Source organism: Rhizobium rhizoryzae, assembly GCF_011046895.1.
GTDB classification, from domain to species: Bacteria; Pseudomonadota; Alphaproteobacteria; order Rhizobiales; family Rhizobiaceae; genus Neorhizobium; species Neorhizobium rhizoryzae.
The window spans coordinates 3,222,698-3,245,128 of record NZ_CP049250.1 but is presented as its reverse complement, the minus strand read 5'-3'; the positions used below and the strand labels follow the sequence as shown (position 1 = coordinate 3,245,128).

At 56.9% G+C, this 22,431-nt stretch carries 24 protein-coding genes; 18 read left to right on the top strand and 6 right to left on the bottom strand.

Annotated features, from left to right (window positions below):
• Positions 1-132: 132 nt before the first annotated feature.
• A complete protein-coding gene (locus tag G6N80_RS21535) occupies positions 133-1,026 on the top strand; it encodes an NAD-dependent epimerase/dehydratase family protein (RefSeq protein WP_165136696.1) in 894 nt (297 codons plus the stop codon).
• A gap of 17 nt (positions 1,027-1,043) precedes the next feature.
• Here G6N80_RS21535 and G6N80_RS21530 read toward each other — a convergent pair whose 3' ends face one another.
• Positions 1,044-2,447, bottom strand: a complete 1,404-nt coding sequence (locus tag G6N80_RS21530; protein WP_165136693.1) for an aminotransferase-like domain-containing protein — start codon at positions 2,445-2,447, stop codon at positions 1,044-1,046.
• 111 nt (positions 2,448-2,558) lie between these two features.
• On the opposite strand from G6N80_RS21530, the gene G6N80_RS21525 reads away from it, so the two are divergent.
• Both G6N80_RS21525 and G6N80_RS21520 read left to right on the top strand, forming a co-directional pair.
• Entirely contained in the window at positions 2,559-3,467 is a 909-nt protein-coding gene (locus G6N80_RS21525; RefSeq protein WP_246251448.1) for a DMT family transporter, read from the top strand.
• A 158-nt stretch (positions 3,468-3,625) separates the two neighbouring features.
• Entirely contained in the window at positions 3,626-5,812 is a 2,187-nt protein-coding gene (locus tag G6N80_RS21520; protein ID WP_165136690.1) for a methyl-accepting chemotaxis protein, read from the top strand.
• Between the two features lie 4 nt (positions 5,813-5,816).
• Here the strand turns inward: G6N80_RS21520 and G6N80_RS21515 are convergent, their stop codons facing one another.
• Both G6N80_RS21515 and G6N80_RS21510 read right to left on the bottom strand, forming a co-directional pair.
• Positions 5,817-6,440 carry a CPBP family intramembrane glutamic endopeptidase gene (locus G6N80_RS21515; protein ID WP_165136687.1) on the bottom strand — a complete coding sequence of 208 codons (624 nt, stop codon included), beginning with the start codon at positions 6,438-6,440 and terminating at the stop codon, positions 5,817-5,819.
• An 83-nt stretch (positions 6,441-6,523) separates the two neighbouring features.
• Positions 6,524-7,198, bottom strand: a complete 675-nt coding sequence (locus G6N80_RS21510; RefSeq protein WP_165136684.1) for a CPBP family intramembrane glutamic endopeptidase — start codon at positions 7,196-7,198, stop codon at positions 6,524-6,526.
• A gap of 531 nt (positions 7,199-7,729) precedes the next feature.
• Here G6N80_RS21510 and G6N80_RS21505 point away from each other — a divergent pair.
• The 9 genes from G6N80_RS21505 to G6N80_RS21465 all read left to right on the top strand — a co-directional run bounded on the left by G6N80_RS21505 (position 7,730) and on the right by G6N80_RS21465 (position 15,388).
• A complete protein-coding gene (locus tag G6N80_RS21505) occupies positions 7,730-9,298 on the top strand; it encodes a peptidase domain-containing ABC transporter (RefSeq protein WP_343048877.1) in 1,569 nt (522 codons plus the stop codon).
• Positions 9,295-10,023, top strand: coding sequence for a putative HlyD family type I secretion protein (locus tag G6N80_RS21500; RefSeq protein ID WP_165136678.1), 729 nt, complete (start codon positions 9,295-9,297; stop codon positions 10,021-10,023). The genes G6N80_RS21505 and G6N80_RS21500 overlap by 4 nt, the downstream gene beginning before the upstream one ends.
• Before the next feature lie 7 nt (positions 10,024-10,030).
• Positions 10,031-10,891 carry an HlyD family type I secretion periplasmic adaptor subunit gene (locus G6N80_RS21495; RefSeq protein WP_062552846.1) on the top strand — a complete coding sequence of 287 codons (861 nt, stop codon included), beginning with the start codon at positions 10,031-10,033 and terminating at the stop codon, positions 10,889-10,891.
• A gap of 6 nt (positions 10,892-10,897) precedes the next feature.
• A complete protein-coding gene (locus G6N80_RS21490) occupies positions 10,898-11,335 on the top strand; it encodes a toxin-activating lysine-acyltransferase (RefSeq protein ID WP_062552845.1) in 438 nt (145 codons plus the stop codon).
• Between the two features lie 108 nt (positions 11,336-11,443).
• Positions 11,444-13,930: a heavy metal translocating P-type ATPase gene (locus G6N80_RS21485; RefSeq protein WP_165136675.1), complete on the top strand. Its 2,487-nt coding sequence runs from the start codon at positions 11,444-11,446 to the stop codon at positions 13,928-13,930.
• Entirely contained in the window at positions 13,930-14,355 is a 426-nt protein-coding gene (gene cueR / locus G6N80_RS21480) for a Cu(I)-responsive transcriptional regulator (RefSeq protein WP_165136672.1), read from the top strand. Before G6N80_RS21485 ends, cueR begins: the two co-directional genes overlap by 1 nt.
• 24 nt (positions 14,356-14,379) lie before the next feature.
• On the top strand, positions 14,380-14,583 hold the full coding sequence (locus G6N80_RS21475; RefSeq protein WP_244484627.1) for a heavy-metal-associated domain-containing protein: 204 nt from the start codon (positions 14,380-14,382) through the stop codon (positions 14,581-14,583).
• Between the two features lie 128 nt (positions 14,584-14,711).
• A complete protein-coding gene (locus G6N80_RS21470; RefSeq protein WP_165136669.1) occupies positions 14,712-14,948 on the top strand; it encodes a hypothetical protein in 237 nt (78 codons plus the stop codon).
• Positions 14,949-14,962: 14 nt separating this feature from the next.
• Positions 14,963-15,388: a hypothetical protein gene (locus tag G6N80_RS21465; RefSeq protein WP_165136666.1), complete on the top strand. Its 426-nt coding sequence runs from the start codon at positions 14,963-14,965 to the stop codon at positions 15,386-15,388.
• A 69-nt stretch (positions 15,389-15,457) separates the two neighbouring features.
• On the opposite strand, the gene G6N80_RS21460 is transcribed toward G6N80_RS21465, so the two are convergent.
• Entirely contained in the window at positions 15,458-16,099 is a 642-nt protein-coding gene (locus G6N80_RS21460; protein ID WP_062552839.1) for an outer membrane protein, read from the bottom strand.
• A gap of 248 nt (positions 16,100-16,347) precedes the next feature.
• Here G6N80_RS21460 and G6N80_RS21455 point away from each other — a divergent pair, with 248 nt between their 5' ends.
• From G6N80_RS21455 to G6N80_RS21440, 4 genes are all read left to right on the top strand, one after another.
• Positions 16,348-17,829, top strand: a complete 1,482-nt coding sequence (locus G6N80_RS21455; RefSeq protein WP_246251447.1) for a protein adenylyltransferase SelO — start codon at positions 16,348-16,350, stop codon at positions 17,827-17,829.
• Between the two features lie 116 nt (positions 17,830-17,945).
• Positions 17,946-18,185, top strand: a complete 240-nt coding sequence (locus tag G6N80_RS21450; protein ID WP_062552838.1) for a type II toxin-antitoxin system VapB family antitoxin — start codon at positions 17,946-17,948, stop codon at positions 18,183-18,185.
• Entirely contained in the window at positions 18,185-18,619 is a 435-nt protein-coding gene (locus tag G6N80_RS21445) for a type II toxin-antitoxin system VapC family toxin (RefSeq protein WP_062552837.1), read from the top strand. The genes G6N80_RS21450 and G6N80_RS21445 overlap by 1 nt, the downstream gene beginning before the upstream one ends.
• A 116-nt stretch (positions 18,620-18,735) precedes the next feature.
• Positions 18,736-19,728 (top strand): IS1595 family transposase, encoded by a 993-nt coding sequence (locus G6N80_RS21440; protein WP_165136663.1) that lies wholly within the window; start codon positions 18,736-18,738, stop codon positions 19,726-19,728.
• 152 nt (positions 19,729-19,880) lie between these two features.
• Here the strand turns inward: G6N80_RS21440 and G6N80_RS21435 are convergent, their stop codons facing one another.
• Positions 19,881-20,651, bottom strand: a complete 771-nt coding sequence (locus tag G6N80_RS21435) for a DUF3800 domain-containing protein (protein WP_165136660.1) — start codon at positions 20,649-20,651, stop codon at positions 19,881-19,883.
• A gap of 18 nt (positions 20,652-20,669) precedes the next feature.
• On the opposite strand from G6N80_RS21435, the gene G6N80_RS21430 reads away from it, so the two are divergent.
• Positions 20,670-20,840 (top strand): hypothetical protein, encoded by a 171-nt coding sequence (locus G6N80_RS21430; protein WP_165132428.1) that lies wholly within the window; start codon positions 20,670-20,672, stop codon positions 20,838-20,840.
• Positions 20,841-20,869: 29 nt separating this feature from the next.
• On the opposite strand, the gene G6N80_RS21425 is transcribed toward G6N80_RS21430, so the two are convergent.
• Positions 20,870-21,160, bottom strand: coding sequence for a hypothetical protein (locus G6N80_RS21425; RefSeq protein ID WP_165136657.1), 291 nt, complete (start codon positions 21,158-21,160; stop codon positions 20,870-20,872).
• Positions 21,161-21,792: 632 nt separating this feature from the next.
• Between G6N80_RS21425 and G6N80_RS21420 the strand changes: the two genes are divergently transcribed.
• Positions 21,793-22,410 carry a hypothetical protein gene (locus G6N80_RS21420; protein ID WP_165136654.1) on the top strand — a complete coding sequence of 206 codons (618 nt, stop codon included), beginning with the start codon at positions 21,793-21,795 and terminating at the stop codon, positions 22,408-22,410.
• Positions 22,411-22,431 lie beyond the last annotated feature (21 nt).

Here is a 22,431-nt window from a genome sequence, read left to right as displayed (position 1 = left end):
TCCCCCTTGAGGGGGAGATGGTCGGCAGACCAGAGGGGGGTCTAAAGCGCTACACAATCTGACTAACACCCCCATTCCAATTCCGCCCGCCACACCCTATCTCTGTCCCCGCATATCAGCGGAGGATTACTTATGGGCAAGCGGATCATCTTCACCGGCGGCAGTGGCAAGGCGGGGCGGCATGCCATTCCCTATCTGCTTGAGCAGGGCCATACTGTTCTGAACCTCGATCTGAAGCCATTTCCGGACGGCTCCGTGCCGACGCTGATCACCGATCTCACCAATTCCGGCGAGGTGTTCAACGCGCTGTCGCAACATTTCGGCTTCGAGGGGCTGGAGACGGGTGAGGGCGTGCCGAAGGTGGATGCGGTGGTGCATTTCGCCGCGGTCCCTCGCATTCTCATCCAGCCGGATAACACGACATTTTCGGCCAATGCCGTTTCCACCTACAATGTCATTGAAGCGGCCATGAAGCTCGGCATTCGCAAGGTCGTGGTCGCCTCCAGCGAAACCACCTATGGCGTCTGCTTTGCGGAGGGTGACAAGGATTACCACGAGTTTCCGCTGACCGAAGGCTATGACGTAGACCCGATGGATAGCTACGGCCTCTCCAAGGTGGTCAACGAAAAGACGGCTCGCGCCTTCGCCATGAGATTCAAGGCGGATGTCTATGCGCTTCGTATCGGCAATGTCGTTTCGCCAGAAGATTATGCCAAGTTCCCGGAATATCTCGCCAATCCGCCCATGCGCAAACGCAATGCCTGGAGTTATATCGATGCGCGCGATCTCGGCCAGATCGTGCATCTGTGCATCGAGAAGGACGGCCTGGGCTTTCAGGTCTTCAACGCCGTCAACGATACGATCACCGCCAACGAGCCGACACGGGAATTCTTGCGCAAATACGCGCCCGGAACGCCCATCACCGGCGAGTTGGAAGAATTCGGCGCGCCCATCAGCAACAAGAAGATCCGCGATCTGCTGGGCTTCAAGGAGCAACATGACTGGCGCAAGTATGTGAAGGTCTGAGGTCTAGCCTTGCCGCCTTACGCCGCACCCCGCTCCAGAACCTGCCAGCTTTTCTCATCCGCCATCTGCGCCACGTTGAAGCGCATGAAGCGGCTGGCGGTCTGCGCCGCGCTGAACACATTGCCCGGCGCCATCACCACGCCTTCAGCCATCGCTGCCTGCGCGAGGGCCGTAGATGAAACACCTTCCGGCAATTGGCACCAGAGGTAAAAGCCGCCGCGTGGTTCAAGCCATGGCTCGATGCCGAGCGTCGTCAGTCTGGCGATGACACTGCGGCGGGTGCGGTTCAGGCGGCGGCGCACCTCTTCCATGTGTTTGCGATAGCTTCCGCCGGTCAGAACCTCGCCGATGACATGGGTGACGATAGGGCTCGGGCCGCCAAATTGCGCCGCGATCTGCAGGTCCACCAGCCCTTCGATCCACTCAGCACGCGCCGCAATATAGCCGCAACGCAAGGAGGCAGACAGCGTCTTCGAAAAGCTGCCGATGCGGATGACCCGGTTCAGCCCGTCCAGCGCCGCCAGCCTGACGGAAGGTTCCGGTTCGAAATCGGTGAAGATGTCGTCTTCCAGGATGAGCAGATTATGGGCTTCCGCCAGTTTCAGCAGCCTGTGCGCTACAGGCGGCGAAAGCGTGGCCCCGGTCGGGTTATGCAGAGCGGAATTGGTGAGGTAGAGCCGCGGCGCGCTTGCCTCAAGTGCGTTTTCGAATGCGGTGAGATCCGGACCCGTGGGCGTCATGGCGACGCTGATCACCTGCACCTGATGCGCCTTCAGCAGAGCGCGGAAATTGAAATAGCACGGGTCGTCGACGAGAACCGTATCGCCGGGTTTCAGCAGCAGCCGGCAGATGAGATCGATCGACTGGCTGCCGGAGCCGGTCAGCATGATATTGGCAGGGTCGAGCGCCAGCCCTTCCTCCGCCGCGCGCCGTGCCAGAAGCCGCCGCAGATCGAAATCGCCCTGCGTGCGGCCATAGTTCAGGAGCACGGCATCCTCCGCGCGCGCCACATTGCGAAGAGCACGCCGCAGTGCCGCCTGCGGCATCCAGTCGGCAGGCAGCCAGCCGCATCCGGGCTTCGGGCTTTCGTCATCGGCATCGAGAGACTGGCGCGAAACCCAGAAAGGATCCACCTCCCGCGGGCCGGGCAGGGTAGCCCGCGCGCCAAGCGGCAGGGATGCAACCGAACTTGCCTGCACGAAAAAGCCGGACCCGGCACGCGCCCGGATCAGCCCCTCTGCCGCCAGCCGGTCATAGGCTTCCACCACGGTGGATGGCGATACGCCAAGGCTTGCGGCAAACCCGCGAATGGAGGGCAGGCGGTCGCCATTGGTGAGCGCGCCAGAAGCGATGCGGCTGCGGATCTGCGCCATGACATGCGCGGTGCGGCCTGAAGCTCGGGCGTGTGTTTCAGCGGTCATCGGTTCATCCGTATGGGTGACGCATTCAGTACAGTTTGGTTGAATTGTATGGCTGTGTGCCTGTCTGCGCCAGCCCCGCCGACCTATGATCCAAGCAAAAAGGATGAGATGATGAAAGCAGCAGCGCAGACAATTCGAACTGGAAGCATGGATGGCCTCGTCAGCGGGCTGATCGGCGTCATCATTTTCAGCGGCTCCCTGCCTGCCACCCGTCTTGCAGTGCTGGGCCTGCCGCCGCTCTTTGTCACCTCGGCGCGTGCCGCCATGGCAGCCGTGCTGGCGGCGGTACTTTTGCTGATATTGCGGCAGAAGCGGCCGCAACGTTCGGATCTCCTGTCGCTTGCCGTCATCGCGCTCGGTGTCGTGATCGGCTTTCCGCTGCTGACCGCGATGGCACTGCGCTCCATTTCCTCGGCCCATTCCATTGTCTTCATTGGCCTTCTGCCGCTCGCCACCGCCGCCTTCGGCGTACTTCGCGGGGGAGAAAGGCCAAAGCCTCTGTTCTGGCTGTTCTCCGTGCTCGGCAGTCTCCTTGTGGTGGGCTTTGCCCTGTCGAATGGCGGGCAGGCTTCTCTGCAAGGCGATCTTCTGATGATCGCCGCCGTCATTGTCTGTGGCCTTGGCTATGCGGAAGGCGGCAAGCTGGCCCGCAGCCTGGGCGGCTGGCAGGTCATCTGCTGGGCGCTGGTGCTATCCATGCCGCCCATGGCTTTGCTTTGCCTTTTCACCTGGCCGCAAGAGCTGGCAGCCGTACCCGTCACGGCCTGGGCCGGGCTCTCCTATGTCACCGTGTTCAGCATGCTGGTTGGCTTTATCTTCTGGTATCACGGGCTGGCGAAGGGCGGCACAGCCTCCGTCGGTCAATTGCAACTTCTGCAACCCTTCTTCGGGCTTCTTCTGGCGGCACTGCTGCTGGGCGAGGCGGTGTCCTGGTCCATGCTTGCAGCAACCACCGGTGTGATTTTGTGTGTTGCAGCAGCACGTTATTTCGCCCGGCCGCAAAAGCTTCCAAAAAGATGAGCTCAATCAAGGGTATAAAGGCAGGAGCGCGATCCGGAAGATCTTTCTTATTTTATGTTATATAACAGGTAGATATCCTAGACGAAAAGTGAGACTATTCGAATTAATGGAAAATTTAAAATGCGCTGCAACTTTGAGGTATTCCCTGGAGGTTGGTAATGCGCTTTTCTGATTTGTCCATCGCGGTTCGACTTTGCATCTGTGCGTTGATCCCGCTTGTCGCCGTCACGGCCTTGGCATGGCATCTTGTGGTTGATCAATATCAATCTTATCTGCTGTCGAAACAGATTGCCGCAGCGACGATCGACATCGAAATCATCAGTCGCAATGTACAAAAGCTCCAGGTGGAGCGGGGCCAGACAGCCGGCTTCCTGGGCTCCAAGGGCAAATCCAACCGCGATGAGGTTGCGGAGGCCCGTCGCGGCACGGATCTGGAACTGCCCAGGCTTGCGGAAATTGCCGGAAACCTCGGCGCCTTTGGCGTCAAGGCAGAGACGGTCTCGCAGATCAGCCGGGCGATTGGCGAGATCCACACGTTTCGCAGCGGCATCGATCAATTGACGACGGCACCGCCGCAATCCTTTGCCTTCTATACGGGGTTCATCACCAACCTTCTGGATGTAACCCGCCGACTGTCACTCTCCGGATCGCAGGGCAGTCTCGTCAGCCGTCTTCAGGCATCGCTCAATCTTGCACTGGCGAAGGAACTCGCCGGTCAGGAGCGCGGCATGGGCAATGGCTTCATTGCCGCAGGCAAGATTCCGCCTGAGCAATATATGACCTTCGTTCGCTTTTCCGGCGCGGGTGACATTCTTCTGCAGGAATTTGCAAAGCTCGATCCGGATCTTGCCAGCTCGGCGCTGACGACATTCCGGGAGAGCGCTGATGGGGCGCAGATCGAGCGCTTCCGCCAGCAGATGCTGCAGGCCAACGGCGAAAACGTGCTGAATGGCCTTGATGCCAAGCTCTGGTTCGGAAAGACGACTGCCCGCATTCAGGTGATCCACGATGCCGAGATTGCGGAACTGGCGGTCATCCGCAAGATGGCCGAAGAGGCGGCGTCCACCGATCTTTCGGAACTCAGAGTGGCGAGTGCCATCGCCATTGGTTCTGTGGCGCTGACCCTCGGTCTGGGTGGCGTGACGCTGGTCAGCGTGGTTCGCCCCTTGCGCAACATGGTGAGGGTTGTCGAGCGCCACGCGCGCGATGAAGATGGCGAGATGCTGCAACCGACCCAGGGTCGCGACGAGATTGGCCAGCTGAGCCGTGCGATCGTCATCAGCATGGAAAATCATGCCCGCAAGGCAAGGGAGGATGCGCAGGAGCGCCAGCGTCAGGCCGAGCAGCGCTGGAAGGAAGATCAGGAACGCCATGCCATCGATGCAGAGCGCGCCAAGGCGGTGGATTTCGCCGTGTCGGAACTCGGCCGCGCGCTGAACGAGCTCTCCGCCGGCAATCTGACCTATCAGATTTCGGCCCGGTTTGCTGCGGAACTTCAGCCGCTCAGTGACGCCTATAATCGCTCGGTGCAGGCGCTGGGGGCCACAATGCATGGTGTCGGTTCAACCGTTCTAACGGTGTCCAACGGCGTCAGCGAGCTGCGCTCCGGTGCAGAAGAGCTGGCGGAGCGCACGCAGCGCCAGGCGGCCTCCCTTGAAGAAGCCTCTGCCGCTCTGAGCGAGGTCACCACGACACTGGAGGAAACCACCAATCGCATGCGCACCGTCACAGGCATGACGACCGGTGCCCGCAAGAGTGCCGAAATGTCGGAAACCATCATGCAGGATACGGTCAACGCCATGCAGCACATCGAGGCCTCTTCCGGCCAGATCGTGCAGATCATCGGCGTTATCGACAATATCGCGTTTCAGACCAACCTTCTGGCCCTGAATGCAGGTGTCGAGGCGGCACGTGCGGGTGAGGCGGGCAAGGGCTTTGCGGTCGTGGCACAGGAAGTGCGCGAACTGGCCCAGCGTTCGGCGGCCGCCGCCAGCGAGATCAAGGGGCTCATCCAGAATTCGGCAGATGCTATCCAGCGCGGGGTCGATCTGGTGCAGAGTTCCGGTCGCTACATGACGGAGATCCGCAGCCATATCCAGACGATCGATCAGGAAATCGGCACGATCACCGAAGGCGCACGTCAGCAGGCCACCGCGATTTCGGAAATTTCCGTCGCCGTCCACGACATGGATCAGCTGACGCAGCGCAATGCGGCCATGGTGGAGGAAAGCAATGCCGCCACCTACGCCATCGAACAGGAAAGCCATGCCCTGCGCGAAACGGTCAGCCAGTTTCGGGTGAGCGCGAATGAGGAAGGTTTCCGGCGCACCTCCCGCGCTGCCTGAACCATCACACCCCGATATGGCGGATGACGATGAAATTCATAGCCGCATGGAAAAAGATGGGCAGCCCGATGCCGCCGCTGAAATAGCGGATGAGGCTGAAAGAAAGGCCCATCATCAGGTAATGCGTAAATAGAATGAAATTGTCCGGTGTATGAGCTGCGGCAAAAAGGAGGGCTGTGCATATGGTGACGAGTCCATCGCCATATCCTCGCGCCTGAAGCCTTGCCCAGAGATAGCCACGCCAGAACAATTCTTCGACAATCGGAGCGGTCAGGCAGATATCCACGGTCACTAAAATGGCGCTGAGGGAGAGATCCAGTCCGACATAGGATCTGCCTTGCACCGCCGCAAATTTCATCACCAGCCATAGGCCGCCAATCGTTAAAGCAGCAATCATCGAGCGAGGAGAGCGAATTGATTGTTTGATTGGCTGAAGACGTATCAGGCACGCGGCCAGCATCGCAGAATAGGCTACAACACCGACAGTTACGGACGCGCCGCGCTTGCTGACCACGGGCCCCAGCTTCTCGCCGGTGAGAATGATACCCATGAATGCACCCAGCGTTTGGGCGACAACCGCAACGATGACGATGAACACAATCGGCACCGCGCAATCGATGAAGATCATGCGCAGAAGCGTCAGCATATTGCGGGGAATGCTTTTCAGGGCGGGGAAAAGGTACTGCATCGCGTCTCTACCGCTGTACCGCTTCACACGCCGATATGACGGATAACGATGAAATTCATTGCTGCATGGAAAAAGATGGGCAGCCCGATGCCACCGCTGAAATAGCGGATAAGGCTGAAGGAGAAGCCCATTCGCAGATAGTTGAAGAGCGAAGCGAAGTTATCGGGCAAATGTATCGCTGCAAACAGAAGCGCGGTGCAGATTATGATCGAAACCTCGCCGTATCCCCGCGCTTGAAGCCTTGCCCAGAGATAGCCGCGAAAGAACAGCTCCTCGACAACAGGCGCAAGAACGCAAGTAGCGACGATTTTTAGGATTGCGCTTAGTGAAAACTCAAGACCGACATCGCTTACTCCGAGTTGTGCAAGCAAGTTCACACCAAGCAGGCAGACGCCGATTGCTAGGGCTATTTTTATTGATCGGGCGGAGCGAAATGACTGCACGATGGCCAAGCGGCGGCTGAGGCATATTGACAGAAGCGGAAGCTTTGCTGCCGCCATGGCAACTGTGTAGCCAATTCGATGATTAACTACCGTCTCAAAGCTCCATCCAGCGAGTATGATAGCCGTTAATACCTTGGCAATTTGTGCAATGAAATCCATCGCAAACAAAAACAGGATCGGCACCGTGCAATCGATGAAGATCATGCGCAGGAGCGTCAGCGCAGATGATAGGAAGTATTTTAAGGAGTAAATCATTATTTATATTCAACATACGATAACCAGATATAAATGGACATAGCCTCCGAATAGCATTGGAGGCTATGGTTGTTTCAGTTTTGGCTTAATTTTCAGTCGTACCGCTGACCGGGCTGGCCGCCGTAATCACCCATTGCTGTATAATTATCGTAGTCTGGATGAATGCCGCTGTTCATGCTGTTATTCCAAGCATCCTCAGCAGCGCGACCCGCAGCAGCCCCGACCTCACGGGCCGCCGCGCCTGCGATGGGGCCACCTAATCTTGTTGCGGCGTAATCGAAGACATCCGCGCCAATTCTTTCTCCCCAGCCGCTATTCCCGGAATCGCTAGAACCACCCATAAAACACTTTGAAAAAATAAACTGCGGTAGACCGCGAGTTGCATTTACGCAAAAATTTTCAGTGACGCAATTTAAAAGTGTATATTAGATGAAAAATCCATCTGTGGGTGAAAAGCCCGCTGCTTTTTCGTGGTTTACCCAGACAACAGGCCGGTACACCGGGCATATTGCCGAAATCGCAGTCATATCAGTGGTTCTGCGTCTTCTTGGTTTGGTGCAGCCTTTCGTTTTTCAAGCACTCATAGATCGAATCCTGCCATATCAACGGCAGGAAAGTCTATATATTGTTGTCGGGCTTCTGACTCTGGTAGCTATATTTCAAGGATCTTTCAAAGCTATTTCAGTTTATCTTGGAGGCGATTTGGTAAACCGGCTGACCCGCGAGTTCAGCAATCGAATATATCAGCATGTACTTCACCTGCCTCTGCGTACATTGCAGACATGGCAGGCTGGCGAATTGTTCGCACGCATGCGAGAAATCGAAGTGGTTCGGCGGTTCCTGACCGGTACGGTTTCCGGCGTCGTGATTGATATCCTGTTTTCATTCATTTATCTCGCCGCGCTCTTTTCGATCAGCCCGTCACTGACGTTGATTATCATTATTCTACTACCCAGCCAGATGGCGGCCATGGCTGTTGTCGGCCCCTTTCTGCGCCACCGTCTCAAGCAGTCTTTCGTCGCAAACTCGGCGCATCAATCGCGACTGATCGAGACCTTCCGCAACGTGGAAACCGTGAAGGCGCAAGCCGGAGAGCATCGCTATGTCCGAAGGCTGGACGCCACTATGGCCGCCTCATTGGCCCTGAGTTTCAAGATTACCAGACTGCATGTTGTCAATGGCTTGATTCGCGATGCATTCAGCAATGCCTTCGACATCATGATTCTGTTTTTCGGTGCGATGCTGGTTCTCGAAAACAGCATCACGCTTGGCCAGTTGGTGGCTTTTCATCTTCTGGCGGGGCATGTCTCTGGCCCGATCCTGGGCCTCGCGTCCCTGTGGGAGCATTGGCAGGGCATCCAGGTATCTCGCATGCGGCTTGGTGATGTGCTGAATGCTGCGTCCGAGAATGAAGCGGGCAAGCAGACGCTCTCGCTGATGAAGCCAGCCGTTCTGCGCATGGAGGCCGTGTCCTTTGGATATTCCGCTGACCGACAGGTCATTCATAAGTTGAGCCTGATGGTTTGTCCCGGTCAGCCTACGGTGATTGTCGGGCGATCCGGCTTCGGCAAGTCCACGGTCGCGAAGGTTTTAGCAGGACTTTATCCACCGGATGCCGGAAGCGTTCTGATCGATGATCAGCCGATGACGAATTTTTCACCTGGCAGTGTCAGGGCCGCCATTTGCTATCTTCCGCAGGAGCCTGCTCTTTTTAGCGGGACGATCCGGGAAAATCTCCTTCTGGCTAATGAGAATGCGACAGAAGACGAGATAGAACGGGCGCTGGAGAATAGTGCCAGCGTCGACATCATCAAGCGCCTTCCAGAGGGGCTCGATACGCAAATCGGTGAACACGGCTCATCCCTTTCGGGCGGCCAAAGACAGAGATTGGCTCTCGCTCGTCTGCTGCTTTGCAATCCGAATGTTTTGATTGTCGATGAACCGACAAGCGCCCTGGATGAGGTTTCTGCATCCATCGTCACGCACACATTGATGCGGCTTGCTCAGTCCCGGGCCGTTGCGATCATCACGCACCGACCAGACGTGTTCGGCCCTGACGCGCGCATCCTTGATCTTGAACAACTGCAGGGACAGAAATGACCTCTACAATACCTGCGAATGAAAGCGCGGTTTCGCCCACACTACGCATCACTGTCTGGCTTCTCCTGCTTCTCTTTGCTGCCATTCTTGGCGGTAGCATTCTAGCGAAGACTGAGGTGGTTGCTCGCGGTGCCGGAAAGTTGGTGCCGGTCGCGCGCGTTCAAATCGTGCAGCCGCTTGCTGATGGCAAAGTCGTCGAGTTGGCCGTAGCCGAGGGGCAGTCTGTGGCCAAAGGCGACATTCTGGTGCGCCTTGACCCCACATCTGCGCAGAGCGACATCCAGCGTATACAGGCCGAAATTGATCAGCAATCACTCGATGCCAACGTTGCAGCAGCCGTTTTCTCGTCGCTGATGGCGCGTGATCCTGCTGCGGCAGGGTTCATGGAGTATGGGATCGCGGAGTTCCGGGGAAGACGCGGTATCAATCCGGACGGAAGTGCAGTCGGCGAAGATCTGGTGCGCGCTGCGCTAGGGTCAAAACTCAATCAGGTTTCGGGCGTGGCGCGAGCGGATTTTGTTGGCGAACAGGAGAAGAGGCTGCCGTGGAGCACTACTCCACAAAGCCTTTTCGACGCCTTCGCAGAGAAAATCCGCCGCGTCCCGAAGGGATATGGCGAAAATCGCTCATTTCTGCGTCGCGAAACCTTGATGGATATCAGATCCACCTTCGGCTTCGCTTCTATAACTGAACGATTTTCTCTCATACCACGCTCCAAATCCTGATTGAGTTTTGACCCTAGCATCCCTGCGCGACCAGGTGCTGCAGCTCGACGCCAAGCAAAAGCAACTGGAGTTTCAGCAGCAGGCACAAGGAGCGCGGGTAGACAAGGCAAAAGTTGACCGCGATATCGTTTCGCAAAACCTCGCAACTGCTGAAAGTCTGATGAGCCAAGGCATTCTCAGTCGAACCGCTCATCTTGAAAGGCTGCGCGAGCTTAGATCCATTGATGGAGACGCGGAGGTCAGCGCGCGCGAATTGTCGGCACTTGTAGCGTCGGGAGAAGCCACCAGGCGCCAACGTATCTCAATCATTTCCGACAACCTTGCAACACAAAGTCGGCGGCTGCGTGAGGCGGAGATTGCCTTGAGTAGTTCACATGCTTCGCTGAGAGCGGCAGAAGACAAGTTGCGGAATCTCACGCTCCGTTCTCCTGTCCATGGTCGGATCGAAAACCTCAGCATTCACACCATTGGTGGATTCGTATCAGCAGGAGCAAGTCTGATGACTGTTGTCCCGACCAACGGAGGTCTGGAGATCGAAGCATTTTTCGATAATCGAGACATAGGCTTCCTCAGAAACGGACAAAGCGCCTACGCGAAGCTAGACGCGTTTCCCTCTGAGCGTTTCGGGGTTATTCCCGCTACCGTGATAAATTTGGGAGCGGACGCGCGCCAAAGCGGCGGCACGAACTGGGTATATGCGGTTCGGCTGAAGGCAAACAGATCCCACATGCTGGTTGATGAAGCGCCGGTGCCATTTTCTCCCGGCATGACTGCCACAGTTGACGTGGTTACATCCGAGCGACGCCTGATATCATACTTTTTTGAACCGATCACCAAAGCATTTCAAAATGGTCTCAAGGAGCGATGAAGCATTATGAACGACACATTGGCCGTAAAGAAGCTCGGTGCCATGGAGGCCCTCGGGAGCATGACAGCTCTGGCGCTCCAGTCTCCGCTGCATCGATATTGGCGCATTAGTGATATCCAAGCTAATTTTCTGCCTGCGCTAAAATCGGGGCAGTGCAAAATCTACTTTGATGGACCGAATGACCCAATTGCCTTCGTCACCTGGGCGCTTCTGGATGATGCTGCACATGAGAAATTACTAAGCGATGGGGTAACCCCCAATGCCGGGCAATGGTCATCGGGGAGTTATCTTTGGTTCATTGATATCGTAGCGCCATACGGTGACGCAGCTAAGGTGATCAGAGATATGCGTGAGAACTACTTTAGCGGGAAAAATGGCTACTCTATAAAGCGTAATCTCGATGGCTCGATCAACCGTATTAAGCAATGGCGAAACATCCGCTGATTGGGCCTGCCCCTTCAAGCGCATAGCAGCGAAATAACCGTAGCTCACCTCTTGACCTTCCCATGATGGGAAGCCCTATCTGTGGATGGAAGACAAGGATTCCATCCCATGAACCAGACCGTCAGAACCGACCATCTCCATGAGCCGCTCATCATTCCGGTAGAGGGCATGAGCTGCGCTTCCTGCGTGAAGCGCGTGGAAAAGGCTGCGGCAAAGGTGCCGGGCGTGGCGACGAGTGCCGTGAACTTCGCGACCGAAAGCCTGACGGTGGAGCCATCGGAGGGCTTTTCCGCAGCAACGCTGGCCGAGGCGATCCGCAAGGCAGGCTATGAGCCTAAGGCGGATATGTTTGCCTTCACGCTGGAAAAGCCACTGAAGGAAGGGGATGCGGAGCGCCTCAACGCGGCGCTCTCACATGTTGCCGGGGTCGTGTCCGTCACGACAAGTGAGGGCGAAAGGCATGTGAGTGTGGAAGCCTTCGGACGCGATGCGAAGCGGCTGGTTTCCGCTGCCATCCGCTCTGCAGGCTTTGTGCTGGAAAAGCCGAAGCCTTCCACGGGGCATGATCATGAGGGTCACGAAACCCATAATCATCATGAGGAGGATGCGGGCGTCCTGAAGCGCGATCTGGCGATTGCCGCGGTGCTGACGTTGCCGCTCTTCGTGCTGGAAATGGGCGGTCACATCTACGCACCTTTCCATCACTGGCTGATGGGCGCGGTGGATATGCAGTGGCTTTACTATGGTTACTTCGCGCTTGCGACGGCGGTGATCTTCGGCCCCGGTTTCCGCTTCCTGAAAACGGGTCTACCAGCGCTTTTGCGCGGCCACCCGGAAATGAATGCGCTGGTCGCCATCGGCGTTCTGGCCGCCTATTCCTATTCCACCGTCACCACCTTTGCGCCGCAGCTTTTGCCGGAAGCCGCCCGCTTCGTCTACTTCGAAGCCGCCACGGTGATCGTCACATTGATCCTGCTGGGCCGCCTGCTGGAAGCCCGCGCACGGGGGCGAACGGGAGCGGCCATTCGCCGCCTGCTGAACCTTCAGGCCAAGACCGCACGGGTGGAACGTGGCGGCCAAGCCATTGATATTCCGACCGATGAGGTGGAAGTGGGTGATGTGCTGATCGTGCGTCCCGGCGAGCGTATCGCAGTGGATGGTGTGGTGCTCGACGGCTCTTCCAACGTGGATGAGTCGATGATGTCCGGCGAGCCTCTGCCCGTGGAAAAGCATGCGGGGTCTCAGGTCGTGGGCGGCACCATCAATGGCAGCGGCAGCTTCCGGTTCCGGGCGGAGAAGGTGGGTGCCGATACCATGCTCTCGCAGATCATCCGGCTGGTGGAACAGGCGCAGGGCGCAAAACTGCCCATCCAGGCCGTGGTGGATCGTGTGACCGGCTGGTTCGTGCCCGCCGTCATGGGGGTCGCGCTGCTCACTTTCCTTGTCTGGTATGTTGTCGGGCCTGAGCCGGTTCTGCCGCATGCTCTGGTGGCAGCGGTTGCGGTTCTCATCATTGCCTGCCCCTGCGCCATGGGGCTGGCAACGCCCACCTCCATCATGGTCGGCACCGGTCGCGCGGCAGATCTGGGCGTGCTGTTTCGGAAAGGCGATGCGCTGCAGGCCCTTCGCGATGTGAAGACGGTGGTGCTGGACAAAACCGGCACCGTGACCAAAGGCCAGCCGGAACTCACCGATGTGCTGACCGCGCAAGGCTTTGACGAAACGGAGCTTCTGCCGCTCGTAGCCGCCCTGGAGGCGCGCTCGGAACACCCGGTGGCGGAAGCCATCGTGACATCCGTGAAGGCGCGGGGGCTTTCCATTCCCGCCGCCGAGAGCTTCGCGGCTCGCGTGGGTTACGGCATCGAAGGCAAGGTGAATGGCAGGACAATTGCTGTCGGCGCAGACCGGCTGATGGTGGAACTTGGCCTGTCGGTCGAAACCTTCGCGGGCGATGCGGCACGGCTGGCGGATGAGGGCAAGACCCCGCTTTACGTGGCACTCGATGGCAGGCTTGCCGCCATTCTGGCCGTCGCCGATCCGCTGAAGGAAACGAGTCGGGACGCGATCCGGCAGTTGAAGGCCATGGGCCTCAAGGTGGCCATGGTGACGGGCGACAATGCCCGCACGGCAAAAGCCATTGCCGCGCAGGTGGGCATTGACGAAGTGGTGGCCGAAGTGCTGCCGCACGGCAAGGTGGAAGCGCTGGAACGGTTGAGAGCGGCGGGACCGGTAGCCTTTGTCGGCGATGGCATCAATGATGCACCGGCACTGGCAAGCGCTGATATTGGCATCGCCATTGGCACGGGCACCGATGTGGCGATTGAAAGCGCCGATGTGGTTCTCTCTTCCGGCGCGCTGACAGGCGTTGCAGATGCCATCGCGGTGAGCCATGCGACAATGAACAATATTCGCCAGAACCTGTTCTGGGCCTTCGGCTATAACGTGGCGCTCATCCCGCTGGCGGCCGGCGCGCTTTATCCCGCATTTGGCATTCAGCTTTCGCCAATGATCGGGGCGGGCGCCATGGCGCTGTCCAGTGTTTTCGTTCTGACCAATGCGCTGCGGCTGCGCAGCATGAAGCTGGGAGCAGTCTGATGAACATTGGCGAAGCGTCCAAGGCGTCCGGCGTCTCATCCAAGATGATCCGCTACTATGAGCAGATCGGCCTGATCCATCCGACCGCCCGTTCGGACAACAATTACCGGCTTTACACGGAGGACGAGGTGCATGTGCTGCGCTTCATCCGCCGCGCCCGTTCACTCGGCTTTTCGCTGGAGGAAACGCAAAAACTGCTGGCGCTCTGGCAGGACAAGGCACGCGAAAGCGCTGCCGTGAAGGAGGTTGCCACCCAGCACATCGCGGATCTTGAGCGACGCATTGCCGAAATGCAGGGCATGGTGAAGACGCTGAAGCATCTTTCCCATTGCTGTTCCGGCGATGGCAGGCCCGATTGCCCCATTCTGGAGGATCTGGCGACAAGCGCTGCGCCGCCGGTGAAACCAAACCGTCGAAGACACTGAATTATCAGCATAAGGAGACTGACCATGACCACATTCCACGTTCCCGACATGACCTGCGGCCATTGCGAAAAGACCGTGAGTTCCGCGCTTAGCAAAGCGCTGCCCGGTGTGCCGGTCGCCATAGATCTTGCCAACCACCGCGTCACGCTGGATGGCGGCGATGCGGCAAAGGCGGAAGAGGCCATTCGCGATGCAGGCTATTCGCCGGAGAAGCTCGGCCTGGCGTGAGGGCTTGCATTGGCGAAGGCTGTGCTTGACGGATTCTTTTCGAGTGAGGAGTCTGTCAAGTCTTCGGATGCGCCGGTACTTGATCGGCCAGCGTTCGCAGTCCATAATGGGTTGCAAGGAGACATCGGATGGTTCAGCGTAAAATTGATACTGCGTTTGCATACGCTGCGGGACTTTCTGCGACGCGGAAGGCGCAAAAGCGCGCTCCGGGTCCATCTGCGTGCGACGAAGATTTCGTATCTGCCGATGTCCAGCGCGCCAACAGCTTTGGACCCGACTATGATCCGGCCTATTTCGCGAAGCTTGACGCCTTGATCGAAGAGCATTACGGGCCGATTGTGGACTACAAGATCGTCAATAATTGATCTCGCGGGCAAGCGTGAAACTGCTGCCTCCGTATGACCTTGACGAGTTGCCGCTTCCTCTGAAGTGGGATTTTGTCTGGTGCAATTTTCCCCACGCGGAAACACCTTTTAAGCCGGGGCCCTATTTCAGGCCCGGTCTTGTGCGTAATGCGGGATTTGTGCGGACACAGGATGATCGAGAATTTCCATTTGTCAGCGTTGTTTACTGTACAACGCAACTCGATCTTTTGAACGATAAGAGTTTCATTATCGACAATCCGGCGCACCTGCAGCAATGCGGGCTGTTTCTTGAAACCCTGGTTGTAACGAACCGCATCATTCGTCTGCCCTGGTCTCCCTCGTTCTTTACGCGTCGGCAAAGAGATAATAGGGGCCCTGTGGTAGGGCAGTTGCCGGAAGAACTGAAGCCAAGGGTCTTGGGACTCGTTTCCGAGTTCTGAGCAATGAAAACAAAAACCCCCTCCCGTTGCCGGGGGAGGGTTTCTTCAGGCAGCCAAAACTGTCGATGATCAGAACTTCACGCCGATGCCGACATTGACGACGTGCTGGTCGAAATCGGCATTGATGCCGCCGATCGTCTTGTCGCCGTAATCGTTGTAGCGATATTCCAGACGGCCAAACACGTTGTCTGTGAAGGCATAGTCGACGCCAGCGCCGAGCGTCCAGCCATGGAAGGTCTTGCTGGTATCGCCAATCGGCGTATCGACGTAACCGTTTGTGCCGGTATAACCGCCTGCCGCAAACAGCAGGGCGCGGTCGAAGGCATAGCCGACGCGGCCACGAACGGAACCAGACCAATCGGTTCCGGCATCGATGCCACCCGCATAGGAATTCTCATTCCAGTCATAGTTTACATCGCCTTCGATACCGACGACGAAGCCGCTCGCCATGGCCCAGTTATAGCCGACGAAGGCGCCCATGCGGCCACCATCGAAATCATCGCTGGCGCTGATGCCCGGTGCGGACGCATCCGCATTGCCCCAGCCGTAACCGCCGAGCAGACCGACATAACCACCCGTCCAGGTGAAGGACGGTACGGCAGCCTCAACGGCCATGGGCGCTTCCGGAATTTGCTCCACGGCATCTGCAGCAAGCGCCGCAGAAGAGCCTGCGAAGCCCAGAGCGGCGGCGAGAAGAAGAACTTTTTTCATGGATGCACTCCTTTAATTCAGTAGAAGCTCAGTTAGCTAGTGCGCCGCGCTGGGAAGGCTGTAGCGGAAATGCAACAAAGTATCGCATTTTCAGGAGCGCTTGCCGGTGACACGTCAGACTGCGCCCATAACGCACGAGACCGGTTCTGGTTCATCCCTTGCGAATAAAGCTTTTCACCCCATTTGCGATGGAAGACATTGGGTGCGGCGCAGCGTATGCCGCCGACGTGATTTCGGGAGTTAAGATATTGTTTCCATTTGATAATAGCTACGCACGTCTGCCGGAGCGATTCCATGCTTCCGTCTACCCGGAAGCGGTGTCGGGGCCTGTTCTCATCAAATTCAACGAGGCGCTTGCGAAAAATTTATCCCTCGACCTTGACCCGAAGGACACCAATCGGCTGGCCGCGATCTTTGCAGGCAATGTTTTGCCACCGGGAGCGGAGCCGCTGGCCATGGCCTATGCCGGTCATCAGTTCGGCAACTTCGTTCCACAATTGGGCGATGGCCGCGCCATCCTGCTGGGCGAGGTGGTGGATGTGGAAGGCGTGCGCCGGGATATCCAGCTGAAAGGGGCAGGGCCGACACCGTTTTCACGGCGGGGCGATGGGCGTGCCGCCCTGGGGCCGGTTCTGCGCGAATACATCATCTCGGAAGCCTTTGCCGCACTTGGCATTCCCGCCACACGGGCGCTGGCTGCCGTGCTGAGCGGCGAGCCGGTCTATCGCGAGCAACCGGTGCCCGGTGCCGTGTTCACCCGCGTTGCTGCAAGCCATGTGCGCGTCGGCACTTTTCAATATTTCGCGGCGCGGGAAGACCAGGAGGCGATCCGCCTATTGGCGGATTACGTGATCGACCGGCACTATCCGGATCTGAAGCAGGAGCCAGAACCCTATCTGGCGCTGCTGCAGCGGGTTTCCGACCGGCAGGCTGCGCTGATTGCCCGCTGGCTGAGCATCGGCTTCATCCATGGCGTGATGAACACCGATAACATGACCATCTCGGGCGAAAGCATCGATTTCGGCCCTTGCGCTTTCCTTGATGAGTATGACCCGATGAAGGTGTTTTCCTCCATCGACCGGCAGGGTCGCTATGCCTATCGCAACCAGCCTGGCATCGGCCAGTGGAACATTGCGCGTCTGGCGGAATGCCTTCTGCCGCTTTTGGATGCGGACGAGGAAAAGGCCGTTGCCAAGGCGAACGAGGTACTGAAAAGCTTCGGCGAAACCTTCCAGTCGCACTGGATTGCCGCATTCCGCCGCAAGCTGGGGCTGGGTCTGGAGGAGACGGGTGACGCTGAACTGGTGCAGGATCTGCTGACGGCCATGCACGAGGGCAAGGCGGATTTCACGCTGACCTTCCGGCGCCTGACGGATCTGGCTGCGGCGGAAGAAGGGCAGAAGGCGCTTGCCGCAGAGGCCGCGTTTACGGAAGGTTTCATGCCATGGGAAAAGGCTGAACAATGGCTGCCGCGCTGGCGGGCAAGGCTGGTGCGCGAGCCGGAGCGCCATGATGCAGCATCGCTCATGCGCAGCGTCAACCCGGCCATCATTCCACGCAACCACCGCATCGAGCAGGTAATCCGCGCCGCGATGGAAGGCGACCTCAAACCCTTCGAGCGCCTGCTGGAGGCTCTGGCCGAGCCTTATGCTGATCGTGCCGAATTCGATGAGTATCGCGAAGCGCCGCTGGATGAGCAGAAGGTGCGGCTGACGTTTTGCGGAACGTGAGCGATTGCGATCCAGTAAAACTGGAAGCCGGTTTTCGGCAAACCCGATGCGCTGGGAGCCTTCTCTTGTGAGGATATCCTTCCGAGGATATATTCATATCCAACAAAGGATATCCCATGGCGCTCTACATCAAAGACCCCGAAGTCGATAGGCTCGCAAATGAGCTTGTCAGCCTGACAAAGACCTCCAAGGTCGACGCGGTAAAGGCCGCTTTGAAGCGGGAAATCGCTACCCGAAAGGGTAGCTTGCCCATTCGTGAGCGACTTGCGAAATCCCTCAAGATGGCGCGCGAGGCAGGTCCCTACGCGCCAGGCGACCACAAGCAGGAAGCAGACGAAATGTGGGGCGAGGCCTGATGCTGTTTATCGATGCCTCTGTGGTTGTTGCCATCCTTGCGGGGGAAGAGGATCGTGATGACTTGCTGGACCTTCTTGCTGAGCATGAAGGCCCTTTCTACGTTTCACCGATAGTACGTCTTGAAGCATGCTTTGCACTGACGCGCCGCAAAGCGGAAGCGACCGGCCGCGACAAGCCGGCAACACCTGAAATGCTGGAAGAGTCGCGGCGGTTGGTCGATCAGTTTTTCCTGGATCTTGAGGCGAAGGAGATCCTGATTTCGGCGGATGTGGGCGCAAAGGCGCTTGATGCGGCGCAGCAATTCGGCAAGATCGTCAATCATCCGGCCAAGCTGAACATGGGTGACTGCCTGTCTTACGCATGCGCCAAAGCCTATCGCACCCGGTTAGCCTATAAGGGCAACGATTTCGCTTTTACCGATATCGGTTGGTAAAAAACCTACGACTAGGAAAACACCAAAATAGGAAAATAATCCTAATATTATCTTTGACAAACCCAAACGCGTGTGAGATAACAAACTCAATAAGTTAGGTTTGTTGGGTTAATTCCATGTCGGTTCTGTCGAGAGAATATTTTCACAATGAAGCAGCGGCTTTCGAGCACGTTGAAAGCATCATGTGGCCGGAAGGCCCTGTATGCCCTCATTGCGGATGCGTGGGCCGCGTCTACAAGCTTGAAGGTGTTTATTCAAAGCCATCCAAAAAGAACCCGGAAGGCGTTGAGCGCCACGGCTTGAAGAAATGCGGCGAATGCCGGAAGCAGTTCACGGTTCGCATCGGTACGATTTTCGAAGAAAGTCATATCCCGCTTCACAAGTGGCTCCAGGCAATTCACCTGATGTGCTCCAGCAAAAAGGGCATCAGCTCTAACCAGCTTCATCGGGTTCTGGAGATCACGCTCAAGTCGGCATGGTTTCTTTCGCACCGCATCCGTGAAGCAATGCGTTCTGGCGATCTTGGCCCAATGGGTGGCAACGGTAAGATTGTTGAGGCAGATGAAACATACTTTGGCAAAAAGTCCGGTCCTGCTCCTACGGTAACGACGAGCGGTCGCCCATTCACAAAGTCCGGTAAGACAGGCCCCGCCCACAAGCGTGCGGTTCTCGGTCTTGTTGAGCGTGGGGGTATGGTCCGCACGTTCCATGTTGAGAAGGCAAACAAGGATAACGTTGCGCACCTCGTCAGCGAGAATGTCAGCAAGGAAAGCGTCCTGATGACCGACGAAAGCCGCCTGTATGAAACGGTTGGCGCTTCTTTCGTTGACCATCAGACGACGAAGCATTCTGCCAAGGAATACGTTCGCTACGAGGGCGATATGGTTATCCATTCGAACACGATTGAAAACTACTTCTCGATCTTCAAGCGCGGCATGAAAGGCGTGTATCAGCATTGCGCTGAGAAGCACCTGCACCGTTATCTGGCTGAATTTGATTTCCGCTATAACAACCGCATCGGCCTTGGCGTGGATGATAGCGCCCGCTCGTTGAACGCCTTGTTTGGTGCAAGAGGTAAGCGCCTGACATATAACCAAACTGGTATGTAAGAAGCCTTATAGAGGCTTTTCTAGACAACTATCGCTAGAATTTCTTGACAAATCGTGATGACTCAATTATGAGTTAGTCAACCCGATGCTAACGCGATCGGTGAACGGATGGTACATAATCCATCAGGCGGGGCGAAAGCCCCGCTTTTGTTTTATGGGAGCCACTTATAGCCATAACCCCGAACGAAGCCGGACTGCGATCTGTCGTACTTATGTTGTACGAGAACTGGCGTAACTCGGTTGCAATAATCCCCTGGTGTCACGGCATGGCCCATGCGCTGCCTAATGTAAATGTGGCTTGGGTGGGCCAAAAGATCGCAAAGTTGCAATCCGGCTATATTGTTAGGCTTGTATCTAATTTTCAGGGTTTGGCTAGATATCCGCTCGTTCATTCTAGTTCGCGAAACATAGTATGTGCCCCGCGAAAGAACACCTGTGAAAGCCTTCTGGAGTTCAGCGTCTTTCTTGCCTTTTCTGCCTTCCGGCATGATATCACCAATGTCGTTCTTTCGTTCTAAAAACTGAACGAATTTTTCTACAAGTATCTCCATGAGGTAGTGGTATGGGTGCTGATTTCGCCAGTTTGGTTGGTTGACCATGCCATGCTTGTCAATCAGGGCAGTTATGACAGTATACGGCACGTCCGACATCGCCCCGAGTACGTGCGCGTCAAATGTCGCTCGTTTCGTATCGTCGTTCAGCACCCCAAAAGCTCGTTTCCGTTGAACGATATCTGATCGATGGAATATCAAAGGGTCATCTGGATCATGATCAAAGACATTAGCTTTGATCCAATCGAAGCGTGGCGTAAGATCGTCACGAGCATCAGTGACCTTCATCGCTATGCCGGTTAGGCTGAGATAACGATAATTGTCTTCTTCAAGGTTGGTTAAGTCGTCATGTCCGACTTCATCGACGTACAATCTATACATGAGGCGAAATTGGCAGAAAAACCCGCGAAAGTGGAGTCTCAAATTGACAAATTCCGCGAAGCCGCTCGTCAACTGGAAACAGACGACAATGAAGCACGCTTCAACGAAAGACTAGGCAAGTTGGCAAAAGCGCCGCCTGCAAAAGATCACAAATCAGACGACAGCAAACCCGCCAAGTAGGCGGGTTTCTTTCTAGGGTCATGCGAGTGCTAGTTCAACGTATTAGACGCAGCTTGTTGCGGTATGGACGCCTGCTCAAGCATTTGCAGACTATTGTTAATGGCGTCCCTCAAAGCCAAGGCTGCCGCAGGGCTGCATCTCAAGTGGCCGTTAATCAGAAACTCGATTTTGGGGTCGGGGTCGCCAGGAATAATTATGCGGCTAGCCAATTCGATCTGAATTGCACCGTTAAAAATTCCATTTGTTGGGACGACATCAAAGTAAATGAACGGAGCGCCGCCGTCACGAGAGAATGGTGGAACACTTGATTGGTCTGACATTGCACGTCTCCAGTTGTAGCTACCATGATGACGGGAATTGCGATTGCGGCTGTCTAGATTTGACAGCGTATCCATTGCATAGCTGGGTCGCCACGTTTGTACCCGTGACGGGCCGCTTCGGATTTTTCATCGGTGATGTGGGCAGAGAATGCTTCATCGATCCGCATTATCTTCCAGCCAGATCGCTCGCCGCTGTTGCTACCGCCGCGAACCTGCCAGACGCGCATAACTTCGTTGCCGTCCTTAGTTGTCCCGACAGCGTGGACTTCGACAACGCGAGAGAAGCCGTCATATCGCAGCTCAAGGCAAAGACCATTAGCGAGGGCATCACAAGCGGTTTGTGTGTGCAATGGCAAATTCCTGCTTCAACCATAACGACTCGCAGCATACCACAAACTCGCGTGGGTGTGTGAAAGATAATGTTAGGAAAATAATCCTTGACGGCGTGACGGTCGTTTGATAGGGTTTGGGCATAGTCGAAGAATTGCGACTGGCGCGATGGTTCGCAGAGGCTCGTTAAAGAGCGCTGGGAACGGTTGGGGCGCTGGGTCGCACTATCAGTTTTATGAAGAGCTTCCAGTCGGCGGCCTCGGTTTTACAAAAACCGGGGCCGTTTCTTTTTGGCTGGCAGCATGAGGGGTTTTCGCGGGGTGGCGGATATGGATGCGCTGGATGAAATCGATCTGTCACTGTTTGGTTTTCCAGGGGCAGGCAGCGGCCTGCCGGACGCAATGCGCGCGCAGGCGGATGCGGTTTTGCTGGAGCTGAAAAGCGCCGATGCGGCAGCGGGGGCAGAGGAGCAGCGCGCACTTCTGGCCGAGATGATGCGCGAGATGCGAGCGCAATTCATTGCCTTTCGTGATCTTCGTGCCAAAGCGGCAGAGCTTTGCGATGGTGGCGACGAGGCAGTCCAGAAGCTGGCGCGAGCCGACCTGAAGGCCGCCACCGATGCCATGAGCCTGATTGTCCGCACGATCGAGAAGGTCGACAGCCTGCAACGTCAGCTGATGCTGGACCTCGAGCGCGAAGAGGAGCGGGCGGCGAGCGAAAACGGCTATCCGGAGGCAGTCCATGAAGTTGCCAAGCTTATCGAAGACCGCGCCCGCGAACTGTTTGACGACTGGAAGCGCCGCGAATGCGCTGGTACTGGCGAGGGGAGTGCGGCTGGCGCCGATCCGCCCGCCGATGATGCAGCAGGCCGTGGAGATTGCGCAGACATTCGAGCAGGACATGAACCGCATTCTGGATGAGCGTACGGCGGGTCTTCGTTT

Bases quoted from the DNA above. Each gene is read 5' to 3' on its own strand.
- G6N80_RS21535 (WP_165136696.1), top strand. From the start codon at position 133: ATGGGCAAGCGGATCATCTTCACCGGCGGCAGTGGCAAGGCGGGGCGG.
- G6N80_RS21530 (WP_165136693.1), bottom strand. From the start codon at position 2,447: ATGACCGCTGAAACACACGCCCGAGCTTCAGGCCGCACCGCGCATGTC.
- G6N80_RS21525 (WP_246251448.1), top strand. From the start codon at position 2,559: ATGAAAGCAGCAGCGCAGACAATTCGAACTGGAAGCATGGATGGCCTC.
- G6N80_RS21520 (WP_165136690.1), top strand. From the start codon at position 3,626: ATGCGCTTTTCTGATTTGTCCATCGCGGTTCGACTTTGCATCTGTGCG.
- G6N80_RS21515 (WP_165136687.1), bottom strand. From the start codon at position 6,440: ATGATCTTCATCGATTGCGCGGTGCCGATTGTGTTCATCGTCATCGTT.
- G6N80_RS21510 (WP_165136684.1), bottom strand. From the start codon at position 7,198: ATGATTTACTCCTTAAAATACTTCCTATCATCTGCGCTGACGCTCCTG.
- G6N80_RS21500 (WP_165136678.1), top strand. From the start codon at position 9,295: ATGACCTCTACAATACCTGCGAATGAAAGCGCGGTTTCGCCCACACTA.
- G6N80_RS21490 (WP_062552845.1), top strand. From the start codon at position 10,898: ATGAACGACACATTGGCCGTAAAGAAGCTCGGTGCCATGGAGGCCCTC.
- G6N80_RS21485 (WP_165136675.1), top strand. From the start codon at position 11,444: ATGAACCAGACCGTCAGAACCGACCATCTCCATGAGCCGCTCATCATT.
- cueR (WP_165136672.1), top strand. From the start codon at position 13,930: ATGAACATTGGCGAAGCGTCCAAGGCGTCCGGCGTCTCATCCAAGATG.
- G6N80_RS21475 (WP_244484627.1), top strand. From the start codon at position 14,380: ATGACCACATTCCACGTTCCCGACATGACCTGCGGCCATTGCGAAAAG.
- G6N80_RS21470 (WP_165136669.1), top strand. From the start codon at position 14,712: ATGGTTCAGCGTAAAATTGATACTGCGTTTGCATACGCTGCGGGACTT.
- G6N80_RS21460 (WP_062552839.1), bottom strand. From the start codon at position 16,099: ATGAAAAAAGTTCTTCTTCTCGCCGCCGCTCTGGGCTTCGCAGGCTCT.
- G6N80_RS21450 (WP_062552838.1), top strand. From the start codon at position 17,946: ATGGCGCTCTACATCAAAGACCCCGAAGTCGATAGGCTCGCAAATGAG.
- G6N80_RS21445 (WP_062552837.1), top strand. From the start codon at position 18,185: ATGCTGTTTATCGATGCCTCTGTGGTTGTTGCCATCCTTGCGGGGGAA.
- G6N80_RS21440 (WP_165136663.1), top strand. From the start codon at position 18,736: ATGTCGGTTCTGTCGAGAGAATATTTTCACAATGAAGCAGCGGCTTTC.
- G6N80_RS21425 (WP_165136657.1), bottom strand. From the start codon at position 21,160: ATGTCAGACCAATCAAGTGTTCCACCATTCTCTCGTGACGGCGGCGCT.
- G6N80_RS21420 (WP_165136654.1), top strand. From the start codon at position 21,793: ATGAGGGGTTTTCGCGGGGTGGCGGATATGGATGCGCTGGATGAAATC.